A 21,805-nucleotide genomic window follows, 5' to 3' on the forward strand; every position below is an offset into this window, starting at 1 on the left:
TTTCTTTTTATACTATTTGGAAAATTATCCGTTCATAGAAGCCAGAAATTCCATGTTATCATAAGTTTGCTCCATACGTTTCTTAACAAACTCCATTGCTTCCAGCGAGTTCATATCCGAAAGATATTTACGTAAGATCCACATACGATTTAATGTGGCTTCATCCTGCAGCAGATCATCACGTCTTGTACTTGAAGCCGTTATATCTACAGCTGGATAAATACGCTTATTAGATAATTTTCTATCAAGCTGAAGCTCCATGTTACCTGTACCTTTAAACTCTTCAAAAATAACATCATCCATTTTTGAACCAGTTTCAGTTAAAGCGGTGGCAAGAATAGTAAGACTACCTCCGTTTTCGATATTACGGGCAGCACCGAAGAAACGTTTTGGTTTCTGAAGTGCATTGGCATCCACCCCACCCGACAATACTTTACCCGAAGCCGGCTGTACAGTATTATACGCACGAGCCAGACGAGTGATCGAGTCAAGCAAAATAACGACATCATGTCCGCATTCGACCATTCGTTTTGCCTTGTTCAGAACAATTTCGGCAATTTTCACATGGCGCTCGGCCGGTTCGTCAAATGTAGAAGCAATTACCTCTGCATCTACGCTACGGGCCATATCCGTAACCTCTTCAGGACGTTCGTCAATCAATAAAACAATCATATATACCTCTGGATGGTTGGCTGCAATTGCATTGGCAATATCCTTAAGTAACATTGTCTTACCAGTTTTAGGCTGTGCAACGATAAGTCCGCGTTGTCCTTTTCCAATGGGTGAGAATAAATCTACCACACGAACTGCAATCTTATCATATACTTTTGGAGTATTACGTGCAGTAAGCATGAACTTCTGATCCGGGAACAAAGGGGTAAGATGATCAAACGGTACCCTGTCGCGAACTTCTTCGGGAGTACGGCCATTGATTTTATCCACTTTAACAAGTGGAAAATACTTTTCACCTTCCTTTGGAGGACGTATGGCTCCTTCTACCACATCTCCTGTTTTTAAACCAAACAGTTTGATCTGAGACTGAGAAACGTATACATCATCCGGCGAAGTAAGATAATTATAATCAGATGAACGAAGGAATCCATAACCATCCGGCATCATCTCCAATACACCCGTACCAATCAGTATTCCATCAAATTCATATGGCTTCTCCTGTGAAGCTACAGGCTGAGATGCATTTCTTGGATTATTAAAATTGGCTTGGCGTTGGTTCTGCTGACGAGCATGATTTTCTGGTTGAGCAGCTTTGGGAGCTTCTGGTCTTGAAGGAGTAGATGAGAATGGAAATACCTGATCAAGTACGGAGCTGGTTCCTGCACCACTGTGTCTGAATACAACTCTTTTAGGTTCATCAGAAGCAGTTGCAGCAGGGGCATCCTGTTGTTCTACCTTTTCTTTATCGGCAGCCACTTCAACAGTTGGTGTAACCTTCTTTTCGGCTTCGGCAACCGGTTGTTCTTTCTCTGCTTTAAATTCGATTGTATTTTGAACCGATTGTTGAACTGGTTGAACCGGAGTTGTTGTAACAACTACTGTCTGATCTTTTGAATCTGCCGAAACAGCTGCTCCAGCTACCTTTTCCTTTTTCTCAATCCGAATTCTCTTCTTGCGTTCCTGCGATTCAGCAATAGGCTTTACCTCTTCAGTAGCAGGTGTTTCAACTACCACAGGCTTAACCTCCTGAGCTTTTACCTCTGGTACTGCTTTCGTCTCTGCAGCAGATTTCAATACCGGAGGAGCTAAGGTTGATTTTGTTTCTTTTACAGCAACTTGCTTGACATTTGGCTCTTTATCTGTATTAGGTTTAGGGCTCTTTGCCTTGGGTGCTGCTGATTTAGCCTGAGGAGCTTTTGCTTTTGCTTGTTGTTTTTCGGCTTTTTTAGCCTCTTTTTCTTTTTCTTTTTCTGCCTGAATACCTGCATATGAAATAGCCTGCTCATCAAGAATTCGATAGACAAGCTCTTCTTTCTTTAAAGATTCGGCTTTCTTGATACCTAACTCTGAGGCAATTGATTGCAATTCCGTCAGGAGTTTTTCATTTAGTTCTAGAATGTTATATTTTTGCATATTGCGTAGGAATAATATCAACGGCGCACAACATGCTCATCATTACGATGCGTGCACAACGTCATCATTGTATCATTATAAATTTGGTAATAAAATCATTTTGAATAATACCGGACTGTTTACTCGATTTGATGTACCGAAAACATATCTGTGTAGTAAAACTGTGCAAATTTACTAAATAGTTTTCACATTTAGTAATTTCAATCGATAAATTTTAGTTTTAAAACTCTTTTTGTTGTTTTTTCAATGCGATACCTGTTATCTGTACGTTCACCAACAATCCAGATTACATCTTGTCCACTGCATAAAAGCCATGTTTTCTCTTTATCGAACAGCGAAAATTTCTTATCACTAAAATAGTCGCTAATTTTTTTCTTTCCTTTCATTCCGAATGGAACAAACCAATCTCCCTCTTGCCAATGTCTTAAAACGAGTGGAAAAGATAATTTATCAAAATCAAAATAAGCAAACTTTTTATCTTTTTCGATCTGGTAGTCTTCTTTAATAACAACTATCTCAGGTTTAAGTTCAACGGGCAAATCTACATTATCATCTTCCAGGTTAATCAGATAAGCTCTGTTATCCTCTCCCGACAGAACATCAATCAGCAAATCGGAACGATCTTTAAGCAGGCGGTGCGTGGATGAATAAAAGATTTTCCCGGAATCTTTATCAAGTACAGTAAAGATAGATTCGCAGACTGTTCGGCTAAACCCATAGGGTTTAAGCATTTCATACAGAATGGTTGCCGGTGCTGGGAACGATAATAAAACAGAAATAGACAATCGGTTGTTTTGGATTATTACTTTTCTGGCTTCTTCAATCGAGTGATTATAAATCAGCGAAGCATCGTACAAATGATTTGCCGTTCGGGCCAAAGAAGCTTTAACAGACGGATTGATCTCTTCCAATAAGGGAATTACTTTCAACCGGATAAAGTTACGCGTATATATATCAGAACTATTGGAACTGTCTGTTACATATTCCAAACCGTTATTTTCTATATAAGCATAAATATCCTCTCTGGATACACACAGCAATGGACGTACTACATTCCCATTTTTAGGTTTAATACCCGTTAAACCTGTAATCCCGCTACCCCTTGTCAGATTAATAAGCAGTGTCTCCACACTATCATCCCGATGGTGAGCCACGGCAACCGCATCGGCATCGTATGTATTAAGAAGCTCTTCAAACCATCTATACCGCAGTTCTCGGGCAGCCATTTCTACAGAAAGTCTGTTCTCCTGTGCATATTTATTGGTTTCGAAGGATATTTTACATAAAGGAACCTGTAACCGTTTGGTAAAATCGATCGTAATTTGCTCGTCTCTGAAGGATTCGTCTCCACGCAAATTAAAATTACAATGAGCTGCAATGCATTTATATCCTAAGGATACAAGTATATGAAGCAAAGCAACAGAATCTGCTCCGCCACTTATTCCAACTACAACCGGCTTTTCTCCGGATAGCAATTGGTGCTGAATAATGTATTGCTGTATTTGTTCCTTCATAAAACAACATAGGGATACGTTTTGCGTATCCCTATCTGTATGCTTCGGTAATTGTTTATACTTCTACGCCTGCCAATTCCGGGTCGATCATAATACGACCACAATATTCGCAAACAATGATTTTCTTACGAAGTTTGATGTCCATCTGCTTCTGGGGCGGTATTTTATTAAAGCAACCACCACATGCATCACGCTGGATATAAACAACAGCCAAACCGTTGCGTGCACCTTTACGGATACGTTTAAATGCCGATAATAAACGAGGTTCGATGGAAGCTTCAAGCTTTTTGGCCTTTTCTCTAAGTTTTTCTTCCTCCTGTTTGGTTTCAGAAACAATCTCTTCCAATTCCCCTTGTTTTTGAGCAAGGTCGGCCTTACGTCCATCCAATGTCTCGGTAATCTGGGCGATTTCCTCTCTTTTCGCAACTGCAGCAGCACTGAACTCACGAATTTTCTTTTCAGAGAATTCAATTTCCAGTCCCTGGAATTCAATTTCTTTCGAAAGATTATCGAATTCGCGGTTATTACGTACGTTATCCAACTGCGATTTATACTTTTCAATCAGTCCGGTTGAATCAGCAATCTTGTTCTTTTGTTCTACAACAGAAGTCTCGAAGTACTTAATTTCAGACTGATAATTTTGAAGACGAGTTTCAAGACCTGCTATCTCATCCTCTAAATCCTGAACTTCCAAAGGCAGTTCACCACGAAGCGTCTTGATCTTATCGATCTCAGTCACCATCGTCTGAAGTTGATACAGCCTGGAAAGCTTTTCTTCAACTGTAACTTCTTTTTCAGCTGATTGTTTCTCTGTAGCCATTCTATAAATATTTTACCGGGTTTGAATTAACATTCGAAAAATGCAGGGCAAAGGTAGGAAATTTTTTTGATATTATTGTATAGAATATCTCTTTTGTACATTCTTCCGACTCATAATGACCAATTACAGCCAATAATATCCGATCTTCCACATTATAATAGTCGTTATACTTCGCTTCGCCCGTAATAAATACATCGGCGCCATAAGCTATGGCATCTTTTATCAGGAATGCTCCGCTTCCACCGCAAATAGCAACTTCACGTATATTTTTACCTGTAAAAGGAGAATGCGTCAAGCTTTTTAAATGGAATATATTTTTAATCCGTAGTAAAAAGCTCTGTTCATCTTCACTTTCGGGCAACTCTCCTACTACACCGGAACCTGCCTGTGTCCAGTTATTTGCCAGCGGATACAAATCGTATGCAGGCTCTTCGTAGGGATGAACAGACATCAGCGACTTTATCACTGCACTTTTCATACTTACGGGAAGCACTGTTTCAATACGTACTTCGGGTTCTGTATGCAGGTCGCCTATATCTCCGCAGAAAGGATTAGCACCCTCTTTTGCTCTGAAACTACCCTCTCCACTCACATTGAAGCTGCATGAATCGTAATTGCCGATACAACCTGCCCCTGCATTGAACAATGCCTGCCTTACCGCTTCGGCATGCGACGCGGGTACGAATGTAACCAGTTTAAGCAAGGAAGACTTCAGGGGACTTAATATACGCACATTTTGCAACCCTATCATTTCGGCCAGTTTATAGTTCACTCCTCCCGTGGCATTATCCAGGTTGGTATGCGCTGCATAAATCACCAGATCATGTTTACAGGCCTTTATCATACATCGTTCGATATAGGTAGAACCGGTCAACGATTTAAAGGGCTTAAAGGCCAGCGGATGGTGCGAAATAATAAGATTACAATCCAATTCGAGGGCTTCATCAATAACCTCTTCGGTAACATCTACACAAAAAAGCACACCGGTTGCAGGTTGGTTAATATCTCCAACCTGCACACCGGCATTATCAAAGTCTTCTTGTAATGGCAGCGGAGCATACTGTTCTATTTCTTTCAGTATATCTCTTACACGTACCATCTTATTCCTTTATGTCTACTACCAGATTCAACTCTTCCAGCTGTTCGATATCAATTGGTGCAGGTGCATCAATCATAACATCGCGTCCCGAGTTGTTTTTCGGGAATGCAATACAATCTCTGATCGAATCGAGACCGGCAAACAAAGAAACCCAACGATCCAGACCATAAGCCAATCCACCATGAGGAGGAGCACCATATTTAAATGCATTCATCAGGAAGCCAAATTGTTCCTGAGCTTTCTCGTCTGTAAATCCAAGTAATTTAAACATCTTCTGCTGCAAGGCACTGTCATGAATACGAATAGATCCACCTCCCACTTCGACACCATTGATAACCATATCATAGGCATTGGCGCGAACTTCTCCGGGGTTAGTATCCAACAGCGGAATATCTTCCGGCTTTGGCGACGTAAATGGATGGTGCATTGCATAGAAACGCTTAGTTTCTTCGTCCCACTCAAACAAGGGGAAGTCCACAACCCATAAACATACAAAATTATTTTTGTCACGCAGTCCCAGTTGATTTCCCATTTCGAGACGTAATTCACACAATTGCTTACGTGTTTTCATTACATCATCTCCAGAAAGGATAAGAATCAAGTCGCCCGGTTTAGCATTAAAGGCTGCTTTCATCTCCTGCAACGTTTCCTGGGTATAGAATTTATCCACACTCGATTTAACAGTTCCATCTGCTTCTACGCGTGCATAAACCATTCCTTTGGCTCCAACCTGCGGACGTTTAACAAAATCGGTAAGGGCATCCAGCTGCTTACGGGTATAAGATGCCGCACCTTCTGCGCAAATACCTCCTACATAGGCTGCATTATCAAAAACAGAGAACCCTTTACCTTGCATGATGTCCATTAATTCTACAAACTTCATATCAAAGCGAAGGTCCGGTTTGTCGCTTCCATAATACTTCATGGCATCGTGCCAGGTAATACGTGCAAACGATTCTTTATATTCTATACCACGGATGGTTTTAAACAAATATTTGGCCATTCCTTCAAATAATGAAAGAATATCTTCCTGTTCTACAAAACTCATTTCGCAGTCAATCTGAGTAAACTCAGGCTGGCGGTCGGCACGAAGGTCTTCATCACGGAAACACTTCACAATCTGGAAGTAACGGTCAAATCCCGAAACCATCAGCAATTGCTTAAAGGTTTGAGGCGACTGTGGCAGTGCATAAAACTGTCCGGCATTCATACGCGAAGGAACAACAAAGTCGCGTGCACCTTCGGGAGTCGATTTAATAAGCACCGGAGTTTCCACTTCCAGGAAATTCTGTTGGTCAAGATACTGACGCACGGCAATGGTCATCTTATGACGAAGCTCCAGGTTGGCACGTACAGAAGAACGACGCAAGTCCAGGTAACGATACTTCATACGCAGGTCGTCTCCGCCATCCGTGTCATCCTCAATCGTAAACGGAGGTGTAACCGAGCTATTCAAGACGTTTAAGTCCGAAACAATGATTTCGATCTCGCCTGTTGGAATATTCATATTTTTACTTGAACGCTCTTTTACTGTTCCGGTTGCCTGAATTACAAATTCGCGTCCCAGTTTATTTGCCTTTTCACAAAGATCGGCATTTGTTTCCTGATTAAACACCAGCTGCGTAATACCATAACGGTCACGAATATCGACAAAGGTCATCCCTCCCATTTTACGGGTTTTCTGGACCCAGCCGGCCAAAATTACGACTTCCCCTTCATTGGCAAGGCGTAATTCTCCACATGTTCTGTTTCTGTACATAAAGGTATAAATATGTATAATTGTTTTCTTTTACAAACGATACTGCAAACTTACATAAAATACTTTATTAATTCTTGTGATGATTGAAAAAGTATCAATAAAATGGGAGCCTTTTTATGTTAAAGTGATCGGATAAGGTTGCGTTTGACTGTTTGGAAGTAACTTCTTATTTAAAATGTGTGCACACCAAATAAGGATTCGTAGATGTTGCAACGTAAAACAATTATACCGATTGATAGTTTGCAGAACTTTCCGAAACTAACAACCGGTATATAGTATGATAAACAGCCTCAGGTTGGTCTAAATGTGTACGCAGACCAGACCGGGACTGATTGAAATCATTAAAAGGAATGATGCCTCATTAAATAATACACATTATTCGTGAGCCACTTTAGTATGGTTAGGCAAGACCAAATTCAGAATAACACCGATCAATGAAGCTAAACCAATTCCTGCAATGGTAAATTCGCCAAACTGAAATACTGCACCGCCGATACCGAAGGTAAGAATCAACGACGAAATAATCAGGTTACGGGTATTACCCAAATCTGTTTTATTTCTGATCAGGTTATTGATACCAACCGAAGCAATCGTTCCGAACAACAGCATCATAATTCCACCCAACACTGGTGCAGGAATAGTTTTTAACAATGCACTTACCTTTCCAAAAACTGAAAACAAGATACCTGCAACCGCAGCAATACGAATAACAACAGGATCTGTAATTTTGGTAAGAGAAATAGCTCCTGTTACTTCCGAATAGGTAGTTACGGGAGGTCCTCCGATGATACCGGCCGCAGCACAAGCCAATCCATCACCCAACATGGTACGATGCAATCCAGGATCTTTCACAAAATCTTTTCCTGTAACCGAATTTACCGCATAAATATCACCCACATGTTCAATCACCGGAGCGATGGCAACCGGGGCTAAAAACAGAACTGCTTCCAAAGAAAAATGTGGAGTTACAAATTGAGGTAACGAAAACCAGGGTGCAGCAGCTACCGGTGCCAAATCAATGTCAAAAAACAGCAGACCTACTACATAGCCAACAATTATTCCTGAAAAAATAGGAATAAGCTTAAGCAAACCCTTACCCAGCATTGTAACACATACTGCCGTAAATAAAGCAACCAGAGCCAGAATCCAGTTATCCTTAGCCATGTTTACTCCGGTTCCAGCCAAAGATAAACCGATAAGAATAATTACAGGACCTACCACTACCGGAGGAAAAAGCCGGTGAATAAAACTAATTCCACGCCATTTGATAAGCAAACTCATTATTCCATAAACGGCACCCACAGCTACAAATCCGGATAATGTTCCCGGAAGGCCGTACAATTCGGTCGCCTTCAAAATAGGCGCGATGAATGCAAAACTACTTCCTAAAAAAACCGGAACTTTACCTTTGGTAACTAAATGAAAGATAAGTGTGCCAAGTCCTGCGGTAAAGAGCGCAGTAGAGGGATCTAACCCAACGAGAAGCGGCACTAAGACTGTGGCACCAAAAGCCACGAACAAGAATTGAACCCCTACAACAGTTTTTTGAAAGGGATTTAGGTGTTGATTTTTCTCCATTAAATTTAGTACATTTGTGCAAAGATAAATAATTTATCCAAATTTTATATAATGATGGAATCTGCAAACAAAAAAAATGAAAAAGCGTATTTGGCTTCAGGTTGTTTTTGGGGAACTCAATATCATCTGAACAAAGCATTTGGCGTTACGTCTACCTTTGTTGGTTATATGGGCGGCGAACTTGAAAACCCTACCTATCCCGAAGTTAAAACCGGACTTACCGGGCATGTGGAAACAGTGGAAGTGAATTTTGATCCGGAAGAGATCTCATTCGACAAGGTATTGGAATTATATTTTGAGACACACGACTTTACACAAGTTGGCGGTCAGGGTCCCGACATAGGCACGCAATACAGATCTGTAATTTTCTATACAGACGAAAAACAGAAAGAAACAGCAGAAAAGTATATTGCTATTTTATCGAATATGGGGCACAAGGTCGCTACCGCATTAGAGCCCGCCTGTAAATTTTGGGTAGCAGAAGACTATCATCAACATTATTACGATAAAAAAGAAGATACACCTTATTGTCATATTTATAAGAAAATATTTTAACGCAGGATAAACATATTTCGTATTTCTTTATAGTCCTGAGTTGTTTGAAGATGTCCCCCAAATTAAGTATAAAATAACTGCTTAATTGCAACGCACGAGGACAACCAACATCCGGATGGTTATTTGTAAATGCAATGATTTTTAAAGGTAGATTTATGGTTTTAGCAACGATTTTTAGACTAAAAAATTTGGCTATTCCAATTACATTTTCTATCTTTGTTGTACAGAAAATGAGTTAAGCCGCACTTGTTCGATTGGCAAACTCATCAGTATTTTTAATTCCGAGACAAGCTCTCGTTGTCAATGGCGGGCCGCACCCTTCGGGGCATGCATCGCACAGCGGATTACAAAGACGGCGAAGCACTCAAAACCTGTCACACGGAGTTTATTCATATCTTCAGTGCGGCTTTCTTTAATATATCAAAGCGGAAATCTTAAACGGTTTCCGCTTTTTTTATCTCCCCTGTACACTTTCTTCATCTCTCATTTAGTTGAGATACATGCTTCTTCATCCATTAATATACTCACTTTTCTTATTTTATCTATAAACTAATTATATGGCATGGTAAATCCATTTATAGCCCACACCAACCCTTAACTAAACTAAACCTATCATCCTTATAACATACTACATTCCCTATTATGATCTAATATTTTGAATACGAAGATCTATTCGTTTGCCAATTGTGCATCTTGCGTTTGTCATATGTTGAACGCAAAGTAAACAATTGGATAACTTGCGTTCAACATATGTCAAACGAATAGTTCATAGTTATAAAGATAATAGTTTATAGTTACAACAGAGATAATTTATCGTTATGAAACAAATAGGCCCCCGTATGCTTAAGGGAAGTACACAAGCCAGTCCTCGAAAATAAGTCAGCAATAAATAAGCAGGATATAATAAGGGATAGGATGTTTAAAACCTGAATGTTAATTCTGTACTGGAAGAAGCTCACCTATGTACAAAAAAAATATCGTGAGACAATATACATTGCTCACGATATTTAATATTGTTAATAAAAAACTTACTTAACCTTTGCTACGATAGCTTTGAAGGCTTCTGGGTGATTTACAGCCAAATCGGCTAATACCTTACGGTTCATTTCGATTCCGGCAGCGTGTAAAGCTCCCATCAAACGTGAGTAAGACATACCTTCCAAACGTGCAGCTGCGTTGATACGTTGAATCCACAATGCGCGGAAGTTACGTTTCTTGTTACGGCGGTCACGGAAAGCATAAGTCAAACCTTTTTCCCAGGTGTTTTTTGCTACGGTCCAAACGTTTTTTCTTGCACCATAATAACCTCTGGTAAGTTTTAAAATCCTTTTTCTTTTTGCTCTTGAAGCAACATGATTTACTGATCTAGGCATAATTCTAATCTGTTTTGAATGTTAGCGCCATCTTTCGATGAACTTTAATTTGCTAATGCACTCGGTTAATAAAAATCGTTGTTTAAAACTCGCTGTTAATTAAGATTACTTAAGGCAAAGCAACTGCTTAACGTTGTTTACATCCACTTTGTCTACAAGACCAATGTGTGTAAGGTTTCTTTTGCGCTTCGTAGTCTTTTTAGTCAAAATATGACTTTTAAAAGCGTGTTTTCTTTTGATTTTACCTGATCCGGTAAGGGCGAACCTCTTTTTGGCACCGGAATTAGTCTTCATCTTAGGCATTTTCCAATTTATTTTAATTATTAACTAATAAACGTTCTTTCAAACGTTTTTATTCATTTTCGTTATTCTCTTCAGAGACAGGCTTTGGTTTAGGTGTTACAATAACCTTTTTAACCGGAGCTGCAGACTGAGGTGGCTTTTGCGGCTGTGGAACCGGAGCTTTCTTGGGAGTAAGCATAATAATCATACGCTTGCCTTCCAACACCGGAAGCTGTTCAACCTTACCATAATCTTCCAAATCATTGGCAAATCTCAGAAGCAAAACTTCTCCCTGCTCTTTGAAAAGGATCGATCTTCCCTTAAAGAAAACATAAGCTTTAACCTTAGCTCCTTCTTCAAGGAACCCTTTAGCATGCTTTAATTTAAAGTCATAATCATGGTCATCTGTCTGAGGTCCGAAACGAATTTCTTTTACCACCACTTTAACAGATTTAGCCTTCTGCTCTTTCTGACGCTTTTTTTGCTGATAGAGAAATTTCTGATAATCGGTTACTTTACAAACGGGGGGGGCAGCATTTGGCGAAATTTCAACAAGATCAAGTCCCAAGTCTTCAGCAATTCGCAATGCCTGTGATGTAGGGAAAACCCCTTGTTCTACGTTATCACCCACTAAACGAACCTCACGTACACGGATACGTTCGTTAATTCGATACTGTTCTTTCAGATTGTCATTCTTCATTCAAAAAGATTTATTCTCCTCCTTATTAGTTATTTACCTTCTTTCTTTTGCCAGTGGTTCATCATTTCTTCCACTTCTGCATTCAAAAGCGATGCAAAGGTAGTAATATTCATCGAACCTTTATCACCTTCGCCCTGTTTTCTTACAGAAACTTCATCATTTTCTGCTTCTTTCTCTCCCACAACCAGCATATATGGGATGCGCTTCAATTCATTGTCACGTATCTTACGGCCAATTTTCTCATTTCTATCATCAACAAGGACTCTTATATCCTGATCTTCGAGTATTGAAGATACCTTGTATGCATATTCGTTGAACTTCTCGCTGATAGGCATGATTACCACCTGGTCTGGTGTAAGCCACAAGGGGAATTTACCTCCGGTGTGCTCGATAAGAACTGCAACAAATCGTTCCATAGAACCGAACGGAGCACGGTGAATCATAACAGGACGGTGTTTCTTGTTATCATCTCCGGTATATTCTAGTTCAAAGCGCTCGGGCAGGTTATAGTCAACCTGAATCGTTCCAAGCTGCCAGCGACGGCCAATGGCGTCTTTAACCATAAAGTCGAGCTTTGGTCCGTAGAATGCAGCTTCGCCAAGTTCTACTTTAGCCTTAAGACCCTTTTCCTGACATGCTTCAACAATAGCTCGTTCTGCTTTGTCCCAGTTCTCGTCAGAACCGATATATTTTTCTTTATTATTCGGATCTCTCAATGAAATCTGTGCTTCAAAATTCTCGAAGTCGAGTGCTTTGAAAATTATGAATATAATATCCATCACTTTCAGGAACTCATCCTTCAGCTGATCCGGACGGCAAAACAGGTGGGCATCATCCTGCGTAAATCCACGAACCCGAGTCAATCCATGCAACTCGCCGCTTTGCTCGTAACGGTATACCGTACCGAACTCTGCAAAACGAATAGGCAGATCCTTGTAAGAACGCGGAAATGCTTTGAAAATTTCGCAGTGATGCGGACAGTTCATTGGCTTTAGCAAGAACTCTTCGCCATCCTGCGGTGTATGGATAGGCTGGAATGAATCTTTTCCATATTTGGCATAGTGACCAGAGGTAATATATAATTCCTTCTGTCCGATATGCGGAGTAATTACCTGCTGATAACCATAACGCTTCTGAATACGTTTCAGGAAGTCTTCCAGGCGCATACGTAATTGCGTTCCACGGGGCAACCACAAAGGTAATCCCTGTCCAACTGCCTGAGAGAAGGTAAACAATTCAAGTTCTTTACCCAACTTACGGTGGTCACGTTTCTTAGCCTCTTCCAATAGAGCCAGATACTCATCAAGCATCTTCTTCTTAGGGAAGGTGATACCGTAGAGACGAACCAGCTGTTTACGTTTTTCGTCGCCTCTCCAATAGGCACCGGCAACGCTCAATATCTTAACAGCCTTAATGTAAGACGTGTTTGGTAAATGCGGTCCGCGACACAAGTCGGTAAAGTTACCTTGCGTGTAGGTGGTAATCGTACCGTCTGCCAATTCGCCGATCAGCTCTGTTTTATAGGTTTCTCCCCGATCGCCAAACATTTTGATGGCATCTTCTTTGGAGATACTTTCTCTTTTAATACTCTCCTTGCGCGCAACCAATTCCAGCATTTTAGCTTCGATAGCCGGAAAATCGCTATCTTTTATTGGCGTTTCAGGATCTACATCATAGTAAAATCCGTTCTCTATCGCCGGGCCTATACCAAACTTGGTACCGGGAAACAGCTCCTGAAGCGCTTCGGCCATAAGGTGAGCACTGGAATGCCAGAAAGCATGCTTTCCTTCTGCGTCATCCCACTTAAACAATTTAACTGCCGAATCCGAAGTAATAGGTCTCGTTAAATCCCATATCTCTCCATTAACGCTGGCAGCCAACACATCCTGTGCCAAACGGGAACTGATGCTTTCTGCAATTTGCATCGCAGTTGTTCCTTCAGCATATTCTCTTACGGAATCATCCGGAAATGTAATCTTTATCATATTCTGCACATTCATTTTCAAACTAGGATGCAAAGGTAGCATTCTTTTTTTAAATTATTAACTATTTACCTAAAATCTTCATTATCCAACTGTAATAAAATTAAAATTGGAACATCTTATTATCAAACAACGGATTTACTGGTTACTTGTCATGCGCTTTATAATGCTATACGAATTTATAATTCCAAGTTCGCCAGCCTTACTCAAGTCGGCAATACCCCGATCGGTATCTCCTAAAGACAATCGCGTAAGTCCTCTGTTAAAATAGGCTTCCGCAAATTCCGGATCACGTCTTATAGCTTCATTATAGTCTTCGATAGCGGCTCTGAAATCGCGCTGTACACACCGCAGGTTACCCCTGTTGAAATAGGCATATACATAACCCGGATTAAGTTGGATAACTTTATCATAGTCGCGGACGATCAGTTCATGTTCGTAAGCACGTTTGTTATCTTTCAACTTAGCCGTTGAAGCATCGGCCGATGGTGCGACGAGGCTCTGCTGTTTAGAGGCTGTACTGAGGTTAAGACTGTTATTTTGCTCCTGACTGCTGTAGGTGTCCGTCTGCGAAAGCTCGTATTCGAGACGCTTGTAACGGACAACTGCTCTGTTAAAATAGGCCATGGCAAAAGAGGGATCCAGTTCGATCACTTTGTTAAAGTCTTCAATTGCTTCGGCAAAGTCCTGCACCAGCATATAATCAAGCGCTCTGCCAAAGTATGCATTGGCAAGATTCGGATTTGCGGCCAGCTTGGCAGAGTAGTCGTTAATGGATGCAAAATGCATTCCAATCTGCGCTTCGGTAAGGGCTGCCTCTTCATTTGTAACAAGCAATTTCCTTGGAAGCAGCATTTTTGAATTATAAGACTCGATCATCTTGTCGTAATACACGATCTTCTTTACCTGCTCTGCCTTTTCATAGTATGTAAGAACGAACAGCGGCTCCAGGTCTACACGTACATGGCGGTCCTGAACACGACCTCGAACTTCGCTCTGATACTTGCTCTTGCGCTCCTCTTCTTTGTCGTATACTACAAGTCTGTTGAACTTATTTATATTTTTATCCGATTTTTCGCGGGTATTTTCTTCGTTATCGGTCTGCGTACCTGAACCATTCTGTGCCACTGCAGCGTTGTTTGGTTTGGCAGCCGATTTGTCTTTCTTCATCTTCTGCTCCATTTCAAAGGCTGTCCAATAATCTCTATCGGCCCCCTTCTCATCCCTTAACTTGCGTTTTGCCTCTGATCGGCTGTAATAACCCGGCAGAAAGTTTGGATATTGCTCCAACACAACATTAAAGTCGGCTATAGCTCCCCTATAATTACCCGTTTCCATAAACAACAAGGCCCGGTTGTAATATGCCATATAGTTATCGGGCTCCAGTTCAATTACTACATCAAAGTCTTCGATTGCCCGGTTGTTATCTCCAACCTGGAAGCGGAGTAATCCCCGGTTAAAACGGGCAATCAGATTCTGACTATCCATCCAGATCACCTGATCATAGTCGGCCATGGCCCCTCTGAGGTCATTCAGCTGGTATTTCACCAATCCACGGTTTATATAATATCCCCCTTCTCTGGTTTCGAGACGGATAGCTTCGTTTAGATCATCCAAGGCCTGCGGAAGTTTATTCATCTGATAATGCAACAACGCTCTGTTGCCATAAGCCTGGGCATAGTAGGGATCAAGCTCAATGGCTTTATTATAGTCGGCCAACGCTTTGATAGAATCGCCCTTTTCAAGATACATAGCACCACGGGTCAGGTAGTTTACCGTATATTTAGGGAAGAGCTTCATAAGTTTATCGAATTCAGTCTCAGCAGCCTTGAAGTTTTTCATCTGAATATTTGCAACCGCCTTGTTAACAAGCATCTGACGGTCTTCGGGCTTAAACTCAAGTCCTTTTGTATAATCGGCAATGGCACCTTCGTAATTATCCTGACTTTGCCTTGCAATACCCCGGCAGTAGTAGGCCTGTACTAAAAAAGGGTTCCGCTCAAGACATAAAGTACAGTCTTCTTCGGCCCCCTTGAAATCATCTAAATTCACTTTCGCTATCGCCCTGTAAAAATAGGGTTCTGCCAACCAGGGCTTCGATCTGATAACCTGATTAAAATATTGAATAGAAAGTACATAATCTTCAAAATATAATGCATTCCTCCCAATAGCAAGTACCCTGTCAGTATTTATCTGAGCGACCAGCGAAAGTGAACATAATTGTATCAGTAAAAACAGTATTGCCTTTTTCATCCTAAATTGCATAAGTTTGAAAGGCAAAAATAAGTAATTTATCTCACTTAGGTTCTATTTTTAGCATCAAATGATTCTTACTGATTTTTTCTCCTTCCTGAACATGCATCTCAATGATAACACCAGACACTGGAGCAACTATTCGATTTTGCATTTTCATAGCTTCATGTATTAGAAGCAATTCGCCGGCTTTAACCTCTTGTCCCTGCTCTACATCTACACGAATAATGGTTCCTGGAAGTTTAGAAATAACATCACCCGGAAAAGGCTTCTGCCAAACTTCGCGAGCTAAATATTTATTTGTTAATAATGTTTTGTATTTACGTGCTGTAACTACAAAATCAACATATTCATTCTTTTCCATTTTATTCAGTTTAATGAAAGATATATTTCATAAGAGCCGGCAACAGGCCAGCTCTTATATTTATTGATCAGAACGGAGGTATTCCGTGTTTTTTTGCAGGACGGTCTTCGCTCTTCAATACAGACAGTTTCAATGCATGTAGTAGCAACGAACGTGTTTCCTTTGGCTCAATTACAGAGTCAATAAAGCCTTTGGATGCCGCCACATATGGATTGGCAAACTTCTCAATATACTCTTTCACTTTTTCCTGACGCATTGCATCCTGGTCTTCTGCTTCCATAATCTCTTTTCTGAAAATTATATTGGCAGCACCTTCCGGACCCATTACGGCAATCTCGGCACTTGGCCATGCAAACATAAAGTCGGCACCAAGGTGACGTGAATTCATGGCAATGTAACCACCACCATATGCTTTACGCAAGATTACGGTAACCTTAGGAACAGTAGCTTCAGAATAAGCATACAATACCTTAGCACCGTGACGAATCACACCTGCATGCTCCTGGTCAACTCCAGGCAGATAACCTGGCATATCTTCAAGTGTAATAATAGGAATATTAAAGGCATCGCAGAAGCGGATAAAACGAGCAGCCTTGTCTGAGCTGTCGCAATCAAGCACACCGGCCAACACCATAGGCTGATTAGCTACGAAACCAACTGTTTCGCCACCCATACGACCAAATCCTATTACAATGTTTGCAGCCCAAAGCTCCTGAATTTCAAGGAAGTCAGAGTCGTCAACAATACACTTAATAACATCGCGTACATCATAAGGTTTCTTAGGATCTGCAGGAACAACCTGTTCGATGTTTAATTTTGCAGAAGGTTCTTTTGGTTCGATAGATTTTGCACGTTCCATGTTATTCCATGGAATAAGGCTTACCAGTTTCTTGATTTGGTCAAAACATTCAAGCTCGCTCTGTGCATAAAAATGGGCATTACCTGTAATTTCGGCATGTACGCGGGCACCGCCAAGGTCCTCCATTGAAATATCTTCGCCTAAAACTGTTTTAATTACATTCGGACCGGTAATAAACATCTTTGAAATATTTTCTACCACAAATACGAAGTCTGTTAATGCTGGAGAATATACTGCACCTCCGGCACATGGGCCTAAGATTAAAGAAATCTGAGGAATTACCCCCGAACAGATTGTATTGCGATAAAAAATTTCTCCGTAGCCAGCCAAAGCCCCTACCCCTTCCTGAATACGAGCACCACCCGAGTCATTGATTCCAATGATTGGGCACTTCATTTTCAAGGCGTGATCCATGATTTTAGTGATCTTACGTGCGTGCTTTAATCCTAAAGATCCACCTGCAACTGTAAAGTCCTGAGCGTAGATACAAATAGGTGCGCCAAAAATGGTACCGGTACCGGTAATTACTCCATCTCCATGCAACACTTTATTTTCCATGCCAAAATCACGGCCGTCATGGTCAACGAACAAGTCGTATTCATGAAAAGAATTCTTATCCAATAAGGTAATGATTCGTTCGCGAGCGGTTAATTTACCCATCGCAACCTGCTTTTCAATCGCAGCTTCACCACCACCCATCTCTACAAGAGCTTTACGTTCCCGAAGATCCTGAATGTTTTTACTTAATGATGTCATATTAATAAATTAAATGAAACATTTATTTACCAACAGCTTTAGCTCTGTAAGAACATTTTACTGTTCCTTTGAGAATACTATTGATTTTTCCTTTATTTAATTGACGGCGTATGGCCGATATATTGTCAATAAAAACTTTACCTTCCAAATGTTCGCACTCGTGCTGCACTACGCGGGCAGCAAAACCGTCTATGGTTTCCTCGTGTTCAACAAAGTTTTCATCCAGATATTTCACCTTTATAACTTTGGCTCTGGATACTTTTTCACTTATACCCGGAATACTAAGGCAGCCTTCTTCTAAAAGAATCTCCTCTTCACTCCTTTCAATAATATCCGGATTAATCATCGTTCTTTTAAAACCTACGCATTCCGGGAAATCATCACCCAATACATTTGCATCAATAACAAGCAGACGTATTGACAAACCTATCTGAGGAGCAGCCAGTCCAACCCCATCCGCATGATACATCGTATCATACATATCGGCGACTAGTTTTTTAATTTCAGGATAATCTTTTGCAACATCTTCGGCCTTCTGACGTAACACGGCCTGTCCATATAAAAATACGGGTAAAATCATAACTTAAACTGATATTTGTTACTTTCTAAATAATCTTGCAAGATAATTACAGCACTAATTTCATCAACCAAGCCTTTATCTTGTCTTTTTTTCTTTTTTAAGCCACCTTCCAGCATGGCTCTGTGAGCCAGTACGGATGTAAAGCGTTCATCCGAAAACACAACGGGAATAGTTGGAATAATTCTTTTGAGATGTTTTACAAAAGCTTCAATATGTATCATATTTTCCGACAGCTCATTGTTCATCTGCTTAGGCAATCCTACAACAAATAAATCTACGGGTTCCTTCGAGACATAGTCGGAAAGATACTTCACCAACTCACCACTCGGAACGGTAGTCAACCCCGTGGCTATAAGCTGTAATGTATCTGTAACAGCCAATCCACTTCTTTTGCGCCCATAATCTATAGCCAGAATTCTTCCCATCGGCTGCAAAGATATAACAAAATCGGAATGCAGTTACACAAATACTCAAAAAGTGTGCAGCAAATAAATCAATAGGCGTTTTTTTCGCCTTTAAACATGTTAACTACGGTAAGTACAATAATCTTAAGATCTAAGAAAAAGCTCCAGTTTTCAAGATACCATACGTCTCTTTTTACACGGCCTTCCATTTGTTCGAGGGTTTTGGTTTCACCTCTGTAGCCTGTCACCTGCGCCCAACCGGTTACACCGGGTTTAACCAAATGACGTATCATATATTTATCTATTAGAAAAGAATAGAGCTCTGTATGCTTGAGCATATGAGGACGCGGACCCACTACAGACATATCGCCAAACAATACGTTAATAAATTGAGGAAATTCATCCAGGTTGGTTCTGCGCAAGAAATCTCCGACTTTGGTTTTACGGGGATCGTCTTTTACCGCCTGCAGCAAATCGGCCTCGGCATTCACTTTCATTGTACGGAATTTATAACAATAAAAATCCTGGCCATACATACCGGTGCGTACCTGTTTAAATAATACAGGCCCCCTTGAGGATAATTTTATGCAAATTCCAATGATAATATATAGAACAGGGAAAAGGGTTATAAGTACCAGAAAAGAAAAAACAATATCAAAAGACCTTTTCAAAGCCCGGTTATAGGCAAATTGGAGTGGTTCGTTCCTCACTGTCAGCAAGGGTATAGACTCTATCATTTCAAGTACAAGACTTTTTTTTACATTTCTATACAGTTCGGGCACTATGTAAAACCGGATCATATTCTTTTCCGCAAAATTCATCATTCTCAAGATTTTGGCATCTTGCGTTCCGGGAAGTGTACAATATATCTCATCTACCTCGTGCTCACTCACATAATCTTCCACTTCGTGAGTCATTCCCAAATAATTAGGTAGCGAATAACGCAAAGAAACATTATCATCAAAAAAACCTGCCACATCAAAACCATAAGCTAAATCATTCTTCATTACCTGAAACAGGTCCAGACCATTCTTTCCGGCTCCAACTATAACTACTTTTTTTGAATTATGCCCCTTACGTCTGTAGAACTTTAGCAGAACCCGGACCATTATCCGCCAGGTTGTGAAAATCAATACCGATGCGACGTAATATATAACAAGGAATGTTGCGAGTGAATCACCCAGATTAAGGAATAAGAGACAGGTAATAAAAAGCAACAGATGGATAGTGATAAGTAAAAAAGATCGTTGCGCAATCTTTTCGATAAAGATGACCGACTCATGCAGTTGCAATGGGGCAAAGGATAAGGAAAACAGGTAACAGAAATTTAACAACAAAACAACCTCTCTGATCTTATAAAAGATGGGTTGTACAAAAAACTCAGGTGTTATATACAGAGTTACAAAAAAGACCAGATTGACTACAATCAAATCTCCCATGCCAATAAGCCACTGAATCAGGTATGCCTGTTTTTTGTTGAGTTCCATAAAATAGTCAGTTCTTCAAACAGAAAATGTAATATTAATATAACAAAAAAGGTTGCACATTATTGTGCAACCTTCTTATTCTATTTATCAATTTATATTACTTTTCAGCTCTCATGATAACAACACGGTTCCAATTGTTTTCGTTGTAAGGTTGTTCGTCACTACCTTTCCACTCAATTGTAATCTTATCAGAAGAAATTCCGTATTTGTCCATCAACTCTTTCGCAACCGCTCTCGCACGTTTTTCAGAAAGCTTCAGGTTGTAGTTTGAAGTACCTGTCTTCTTGTCGGCATAACCGATAACCTTTACAGCTGTACCATATTCTTTAACAAACTCTGAAGTGTTGTAGATATTAATCTGCTGATTCTTGTCTACCTTAGCACTGTTCAAACGGAAATAAACTACGTTGTCTACTACATTGTTTGTTACAACAGGAGCAACTGGTTCCGGACATTCAGGACAAGATTTAGGACGTTTTGCCAATTCCTGATTTTCAGCACGCAGGTTGTTAATCTGGCCGTTCAAATCATTTAACAAAGCATAATCCATTGGCTCAAGCACTTCAAAGTTAGACTTACCCAACTTAAATGTCAAACCTGCAGTAAGCTGAAGAATACCATCCGAAGTATGACCTTCCTGTACACGGTTGAAATGCTCCTGAAGCAGTGAACCCTGAGCTTCGAAGTTCAAGTCAACACGATTGCTTAAACGAATCGCTGTTAACAAACCAGCATTAAGTGTAGGAGATTCAGAACGAATTACACTTTCATGTTTGAATCTATTGGCATAACCCATACCTACCCATGGAATCAAACGGAATCCTTTTGCTTCATCATACTTTCCCCAAAAGTTTGTAACATCCCACAACAAATCGACATGAGCTGCGATATATTTGTTGTGATGCATAAATGGTTGTTTATTCTGAAAACTGTGAATGGAACCACCATTTAACTGAGTACGGAAACCTAAATAAGGACTAAACCATTTACCAAAAGACACCTGAGGAGCAAAGTTAAGGCGATTTGCAAAATCTGCATTATCATTTTGATCACCTAGAAGCATACTTGCGCCTCCTGCAATTGAAATAAACCAGTTGTCACCAAATTTATTTTTCTTAAAATCTGTTTTGTATCCGGCTTCTTTGCTGGAACCAATCTGAGATTTAAATTCCTGTGCATTAGAAGACAATACAAAACCTGCAAAAATTGCTAGAAGAAAAACTTTCGTTTTCATTTTGTTAAACTTTTAATTAAACAATCAACTACCTAATTTCATATAAAAATTAAAAAACCAAATTAACTCTTTTACTTAATTAAAACAAATTAAACCTATAATTGTTTATACAATTTTGTTT

18 protein-coding genes are annotated in these 21,805 nt (G+C 40.2%); 1 reads left to right on the top strand and 17 read right to left on the bottom strand.

From position 1 onward, the window contains the following. Positions 1-24 precede the first annotated feature (24 nt). The 6 genes from rho to AB7E53_RS00970 form a co-directional block, all read right to left on the bottom strand. Positions 25-2,085: a transcription termination factor Rho gene (gene rho, locus AB7E53_RS00945; protein ID WP_446773640.1), complete on the bottom strand. Its 2,061-nt coding sequence runs from the start codon at positions 2,083-2,085 to the stop codon at positions 25-27. Positions 2,086-2,285: 200 nt separating this feature from the next. Beyond that, positions 2,286-3,599: a tRNA lysidine(34) synthetase TilS gene (gene tilS / locus AB7E53_RS00950; protein ID WP_446773642.1), complete on the bottom strand. Its 1,314-nt coding sequence runs from the start codon at positions 3,597-3,599 to the stop codon at positions 2,286-2,288. Positions 3,600-3,654: 55 nt separating this feature from the next. Continuing rightward, positions 3,655-4,419 (bottom strand): zinc ribbon domain-containing protein, encoded by a 765-nt coding sequence (locus AB7E53_RS00955; protein WP_079683012.1) that lies wholly within the window; start codon positions 4,417-4,419, stop codon positions 3,655-3,657. A gap of 1 nt (position 4,420) precedes the next feature. Further along, entirely contained in the window at positions 4,421-5,518 is a 1,098-nt protein-coding gene (locus AB7E53_RS00960) for a Nif3-like dinuclear metal center hexameric protein (RefSeq protein ID WP_446773644.1), read from the bottom strand. 1 nt (position 5,519) lies between these two features. Then, positions 5,520-7,277 carry an aspartate--tRNA ligase gene (aspS, locus tag AB7E53_RS00965; protein ID WP_079683014.1) on the bottom strand — a complete coding sequence of 586 codons (1,758 nt, stop codon included), beginning with the start codon at positions 7,275-7,277 and terminating at the stop codon, positions 5,520-5,522. 375 nt (positions 7,278-7,652) lie between these two features. Then, positions 7,653-8,855: a uracil-xanthine permease family protein gene (locus tag AB7E53_RS00970; RefSeq protein WP_179398238.1), complete on the bottom strand. Its 1,203-nt coding sequence runs from the start codon at positions 8,853-8,855 to the stop codon at positions 7,653-7,655. A 51-nt stretch (positions 8,856-8,906) separates the two neighbouring features. On the opposite strand from AB7E53_RS00970, the gene msrA reads away from it, so the two are divergent. Continuing rightward, positions 8,907-9,410 carry a peptide-methionine (S)-S-oxide reductase MsrA gene (msrA, locus tag AB7E53_RS00975; protein WP_246303305.1) on the top strand — a complete coding sequence of 168 codons (504 nt, stop codon included), beginning with the start codon at positions 8,907-8,909 and terminating at the stop codon, positions 9,408-9,410. Between the two features lie 1,028 nt (positions 9,411-10,438). On the opposite strand, the gene rplT is transcribed toward msrA, so the two are convergent. The 11 genes from rplT to AB7E53_RS01030 form a co-directional block, all read right to left on the bottom strand. Continuing rightward, on the bottom strand, positions 10,439-10,783 hold the full coding sequence (gene rplT / locus AB7E53_RS00980) for a 50S ribosomal protein L20 (protein WP_068183962.1): 345 nt from the start codon (positions 10,781-10,783) through the stop codon (positions 10,439-10,441). Positions 10,784-10,888: 105 nt separating this feature from the next. Next, entirely contained in the window at positions 10,889-11,086 is a 198-nt protein-coding gene (rpmI, locus tag AB7E53_RS00985; RefSeq protein ID WP_068183964.1) for a 50S ribosomal protein L35, read from the bottom strand. A gap of 49 nt (positions 11,087-11,135) precedes the next feature. Then, positions 11,136-11,765, bottom strand: coding sequence for a translation initiation factor IF-3 (infC, locus tag AB7E53_RS00990; RefSeq protein ID WP_371689122.1), 630 nt, complete (start codon positions 11,763-11,765; stop codon positions 11,136-11,138). Between the two features lie 29 nt (positions 11,766-11,794). Beyond that, positions 11,795-13,750 (bottom strand): threonine--tRNA ligase, encoded by a 1,956-nt coding sequence (thrS, locus tag AB7E53_RS00995; protein WP_350456616.1) that lies wholly within the window; start codon positions 13,748-13,750, stop codon positions 11,795-11,797. Positions 13,751-13,885: 135 nt separating this feature from the next. Continuing rightward, positions 13,886-16,000 carry a tetratricopeptide repeat protein gene (locus tag AB7E53_RS01000; RefSeq protein WP_179398235.1) on the bottom strand — a complete coding sequence of 705 codons (2,115 nt, stop codon included), beginning with the start codon at positions 15,998-16,000 and terminating at the stop codon, positions 13,886-13,888. Positions 16,001-16,043: 43 nt separating this feature from the next. After that, complete coding sequence (locus AB7E53_RS01005) at positions 16,044-16,364, bottom strand: acetyl-CoA carboxylase biotin carboxyl carrier protein subunit (protein ID WP_068183970.1); 321 nt, start codon at positions 16,362-16,364, stop codon at positions 16,044-16,046. 67 nt (positions 16,365-16,431) lie between these two features. Further along, a complete protein-coding gene (locus tag AB7E53_RS01010) occupies positions 16,432-17,979 on the bottom strand; it encodes an acyl-CoA carboxylase subunit beta (RefSeq protein ID WP_179398234.1) in 1,548 nt (515 codons plus the stop codon). A 22-nt stretch (positions 17,980-18,001) separates the two neighbouring features. After that, positions 18,002-18,559, bottom strand: a complete 558-nt coding sequence (gene def / locus AB7E53_RS01015) for a peptide deformylase (protein ID WP_446773646.1) — start codon at positions 18,557-18,559, stop codon at positions 18,002-18,004. Then, positions 18,556-18,984: a Holliday junction resolvase RuvX gene (gene ruvX / locus AB7E53_RS01020; protein ID WP_079683022.1), complete on the bottom strand. Its 429-nt coding sequence runs from the start codon at positions 18,982-18,984 to the stop codon at positions 18,556-18,558. Before ruvX ends, def begins: the two co-directional genes overlap by 4 nt. A gap of 68 nt (positions 18,985-19,052) precedes the next feature. Beyond that, on the bottom strand, positions 19,053-20,450 hold the full coding sequence (locus tag AB7E53_RS01025; protein WP_079683023.1) for an undecaprenyl-phosphate glucose phosphotransferase: 1,398 nt from the start codon (positions 20,448-20,450) through the stop codon (positions 19,053-19,055). A 97-nt stretch (positions 20,451-20,547) separates the two neighbouring features. Next, positions 20,548-21,684 (bottom strand): OmpA family protein, encoded by a 1,137-nt coding sequence (locus AB7E53_RS01030; RefSeq protein WP_079683024.1) that lies wholly within the window; start codon positions 21,682-21,684, stop codon positions 20,548-20,550. Between the last annotated feature and the right edge of the window lie 121 nt (positions 21,685-21,805).

The organism is Macellibacteroides sp. (assembly GCF_050251695.1).
Lineage (GTDB): Bacteria > Bacteroidota > Bacteroidia > Bacteroidales > Tannerellaceae > Macellibacteroides > Macellibacteroides fermentans.

Bases quoted from the DNA above. Each gene is read 5' to 3' on its own strand.
- rpmI (WP_068183964.1), bottom strand. From the start codon at position 11,086: ATGCCTAAGATGAAGACTAATTCCGGTGCCAAAAAGAGGTTCGCCCTT.
- rplT (WP_068183962.1), bottom strand. From the start codon at position 10,783: ATGCCTAGATCAGTAAATCATGTTGCTTCAAGAGCAAAAAGAAAAAGG.
- msrA (WP_246303305.1), top strand. From the start codon at position 8,907: ATGATGGAATCTGCAAACAAAAAAAATGAAAAAGCGTATTTGGCTTCA.
- thrS (WP_350456616.1), bottom strand. From the start codon at position 13,750: ATGATAAAGATTACATTTCCGGATGATTCCGTAAGAGAATATGCTGAA.
- tilS (WP_446773642.1), bottom strand. From the start codon at position 3,599: ATGAAGGAACAAATACAGCAATACATTATTCAGCACCAATTGCTATCC.
- AB7E53_RS01010 (WP_179398234.1), bottom strand. From the start codon at position 17,979: ATGACATCATTAAGTAAAAACATTCAGGATCTTCGGGAACGTAAAGCT.
- infC (WP_371689122.1), bottom strand. From the start codon at position 11,765: ATGAAGAATGACAATCTGAAAGAACAGTATCGAATTAACGAACGTATC.
- AB7E53_RS00960 (WP_446773644.1), bottom strand. From the start codon at position 5,518: ATGGTACGTGTAAGAGATATACTGAAAGAAATAGAACAGTATGCTCCG.
- AB7E53_RS00970 (WP_179398238.1), bottom strand. From the start codon at position 8,855: ATGGAGAAAAATCAACACCTAAATCCCTTTCAAAAAACTGTTGTAGGG.
- AB7E53_RS01005 (WP_068183970.1), bottom strand. From the start codon at position 16,364: ATGGAAAAGAATGAATATGTTGATTTTGTAGTTACAGCACGTAAATAC.
- AB7E53_RS01025 (WP_079683023.1), bottom strand. From the start codon at position 20,450: ATGGAACTCAACAAAAAACAGGCATACCTGATTCAGTGGCTTATTGGC.
- ruvX (WP_079683022.1), bottom strand. From the start codon at position 18,984: ATGGGAAGAATTCTGGCTATAGATTATGGGCGCAAAAGAAGTGGATTG.
- aspS (WP_079683014.1), bottom strand. From the start codon at position 7,277: ATGTACAGAAACAGAACATGTGGAGAATTACGCCTTGCCAATGAAGGG.
- rho (WP_446773640.1), bottom strand. From the start codon at position 2,085: ATGCAAAAATATAACATTCTAGAACTAAATGAAAAACTCCTGACGGAA.
- def (WP_446773646.1), bottom strand. From the start codon at position 18,559: ATGATTTTACCCGTATTTTTATATGGACAGGCCGTGTTACGTCAGAAG.
- AB7E53_RS00955 (WP_079683012.1), bottom strand. From the start codon at position 4,419: ATGGCTACAGAGAAACAATCAGCTGAAAAAGAAGTTACAGTTGAAGAA.
- AB7E53_RS01030 (WP_079683024.1), bottom strand. From the start codon at position 21,684: ATGAAAACGAAAGTTTTTCTTCTAGCAATTTTTGCAGGTTTTGTATTG.
- AB7E53_RS01000 (WP_179398235.1), bottom strand. From the start codon at position 16,000: ATGAAAAAGGCAATACTGTTTTTACTGATACAATTATGTTCACTTTCG.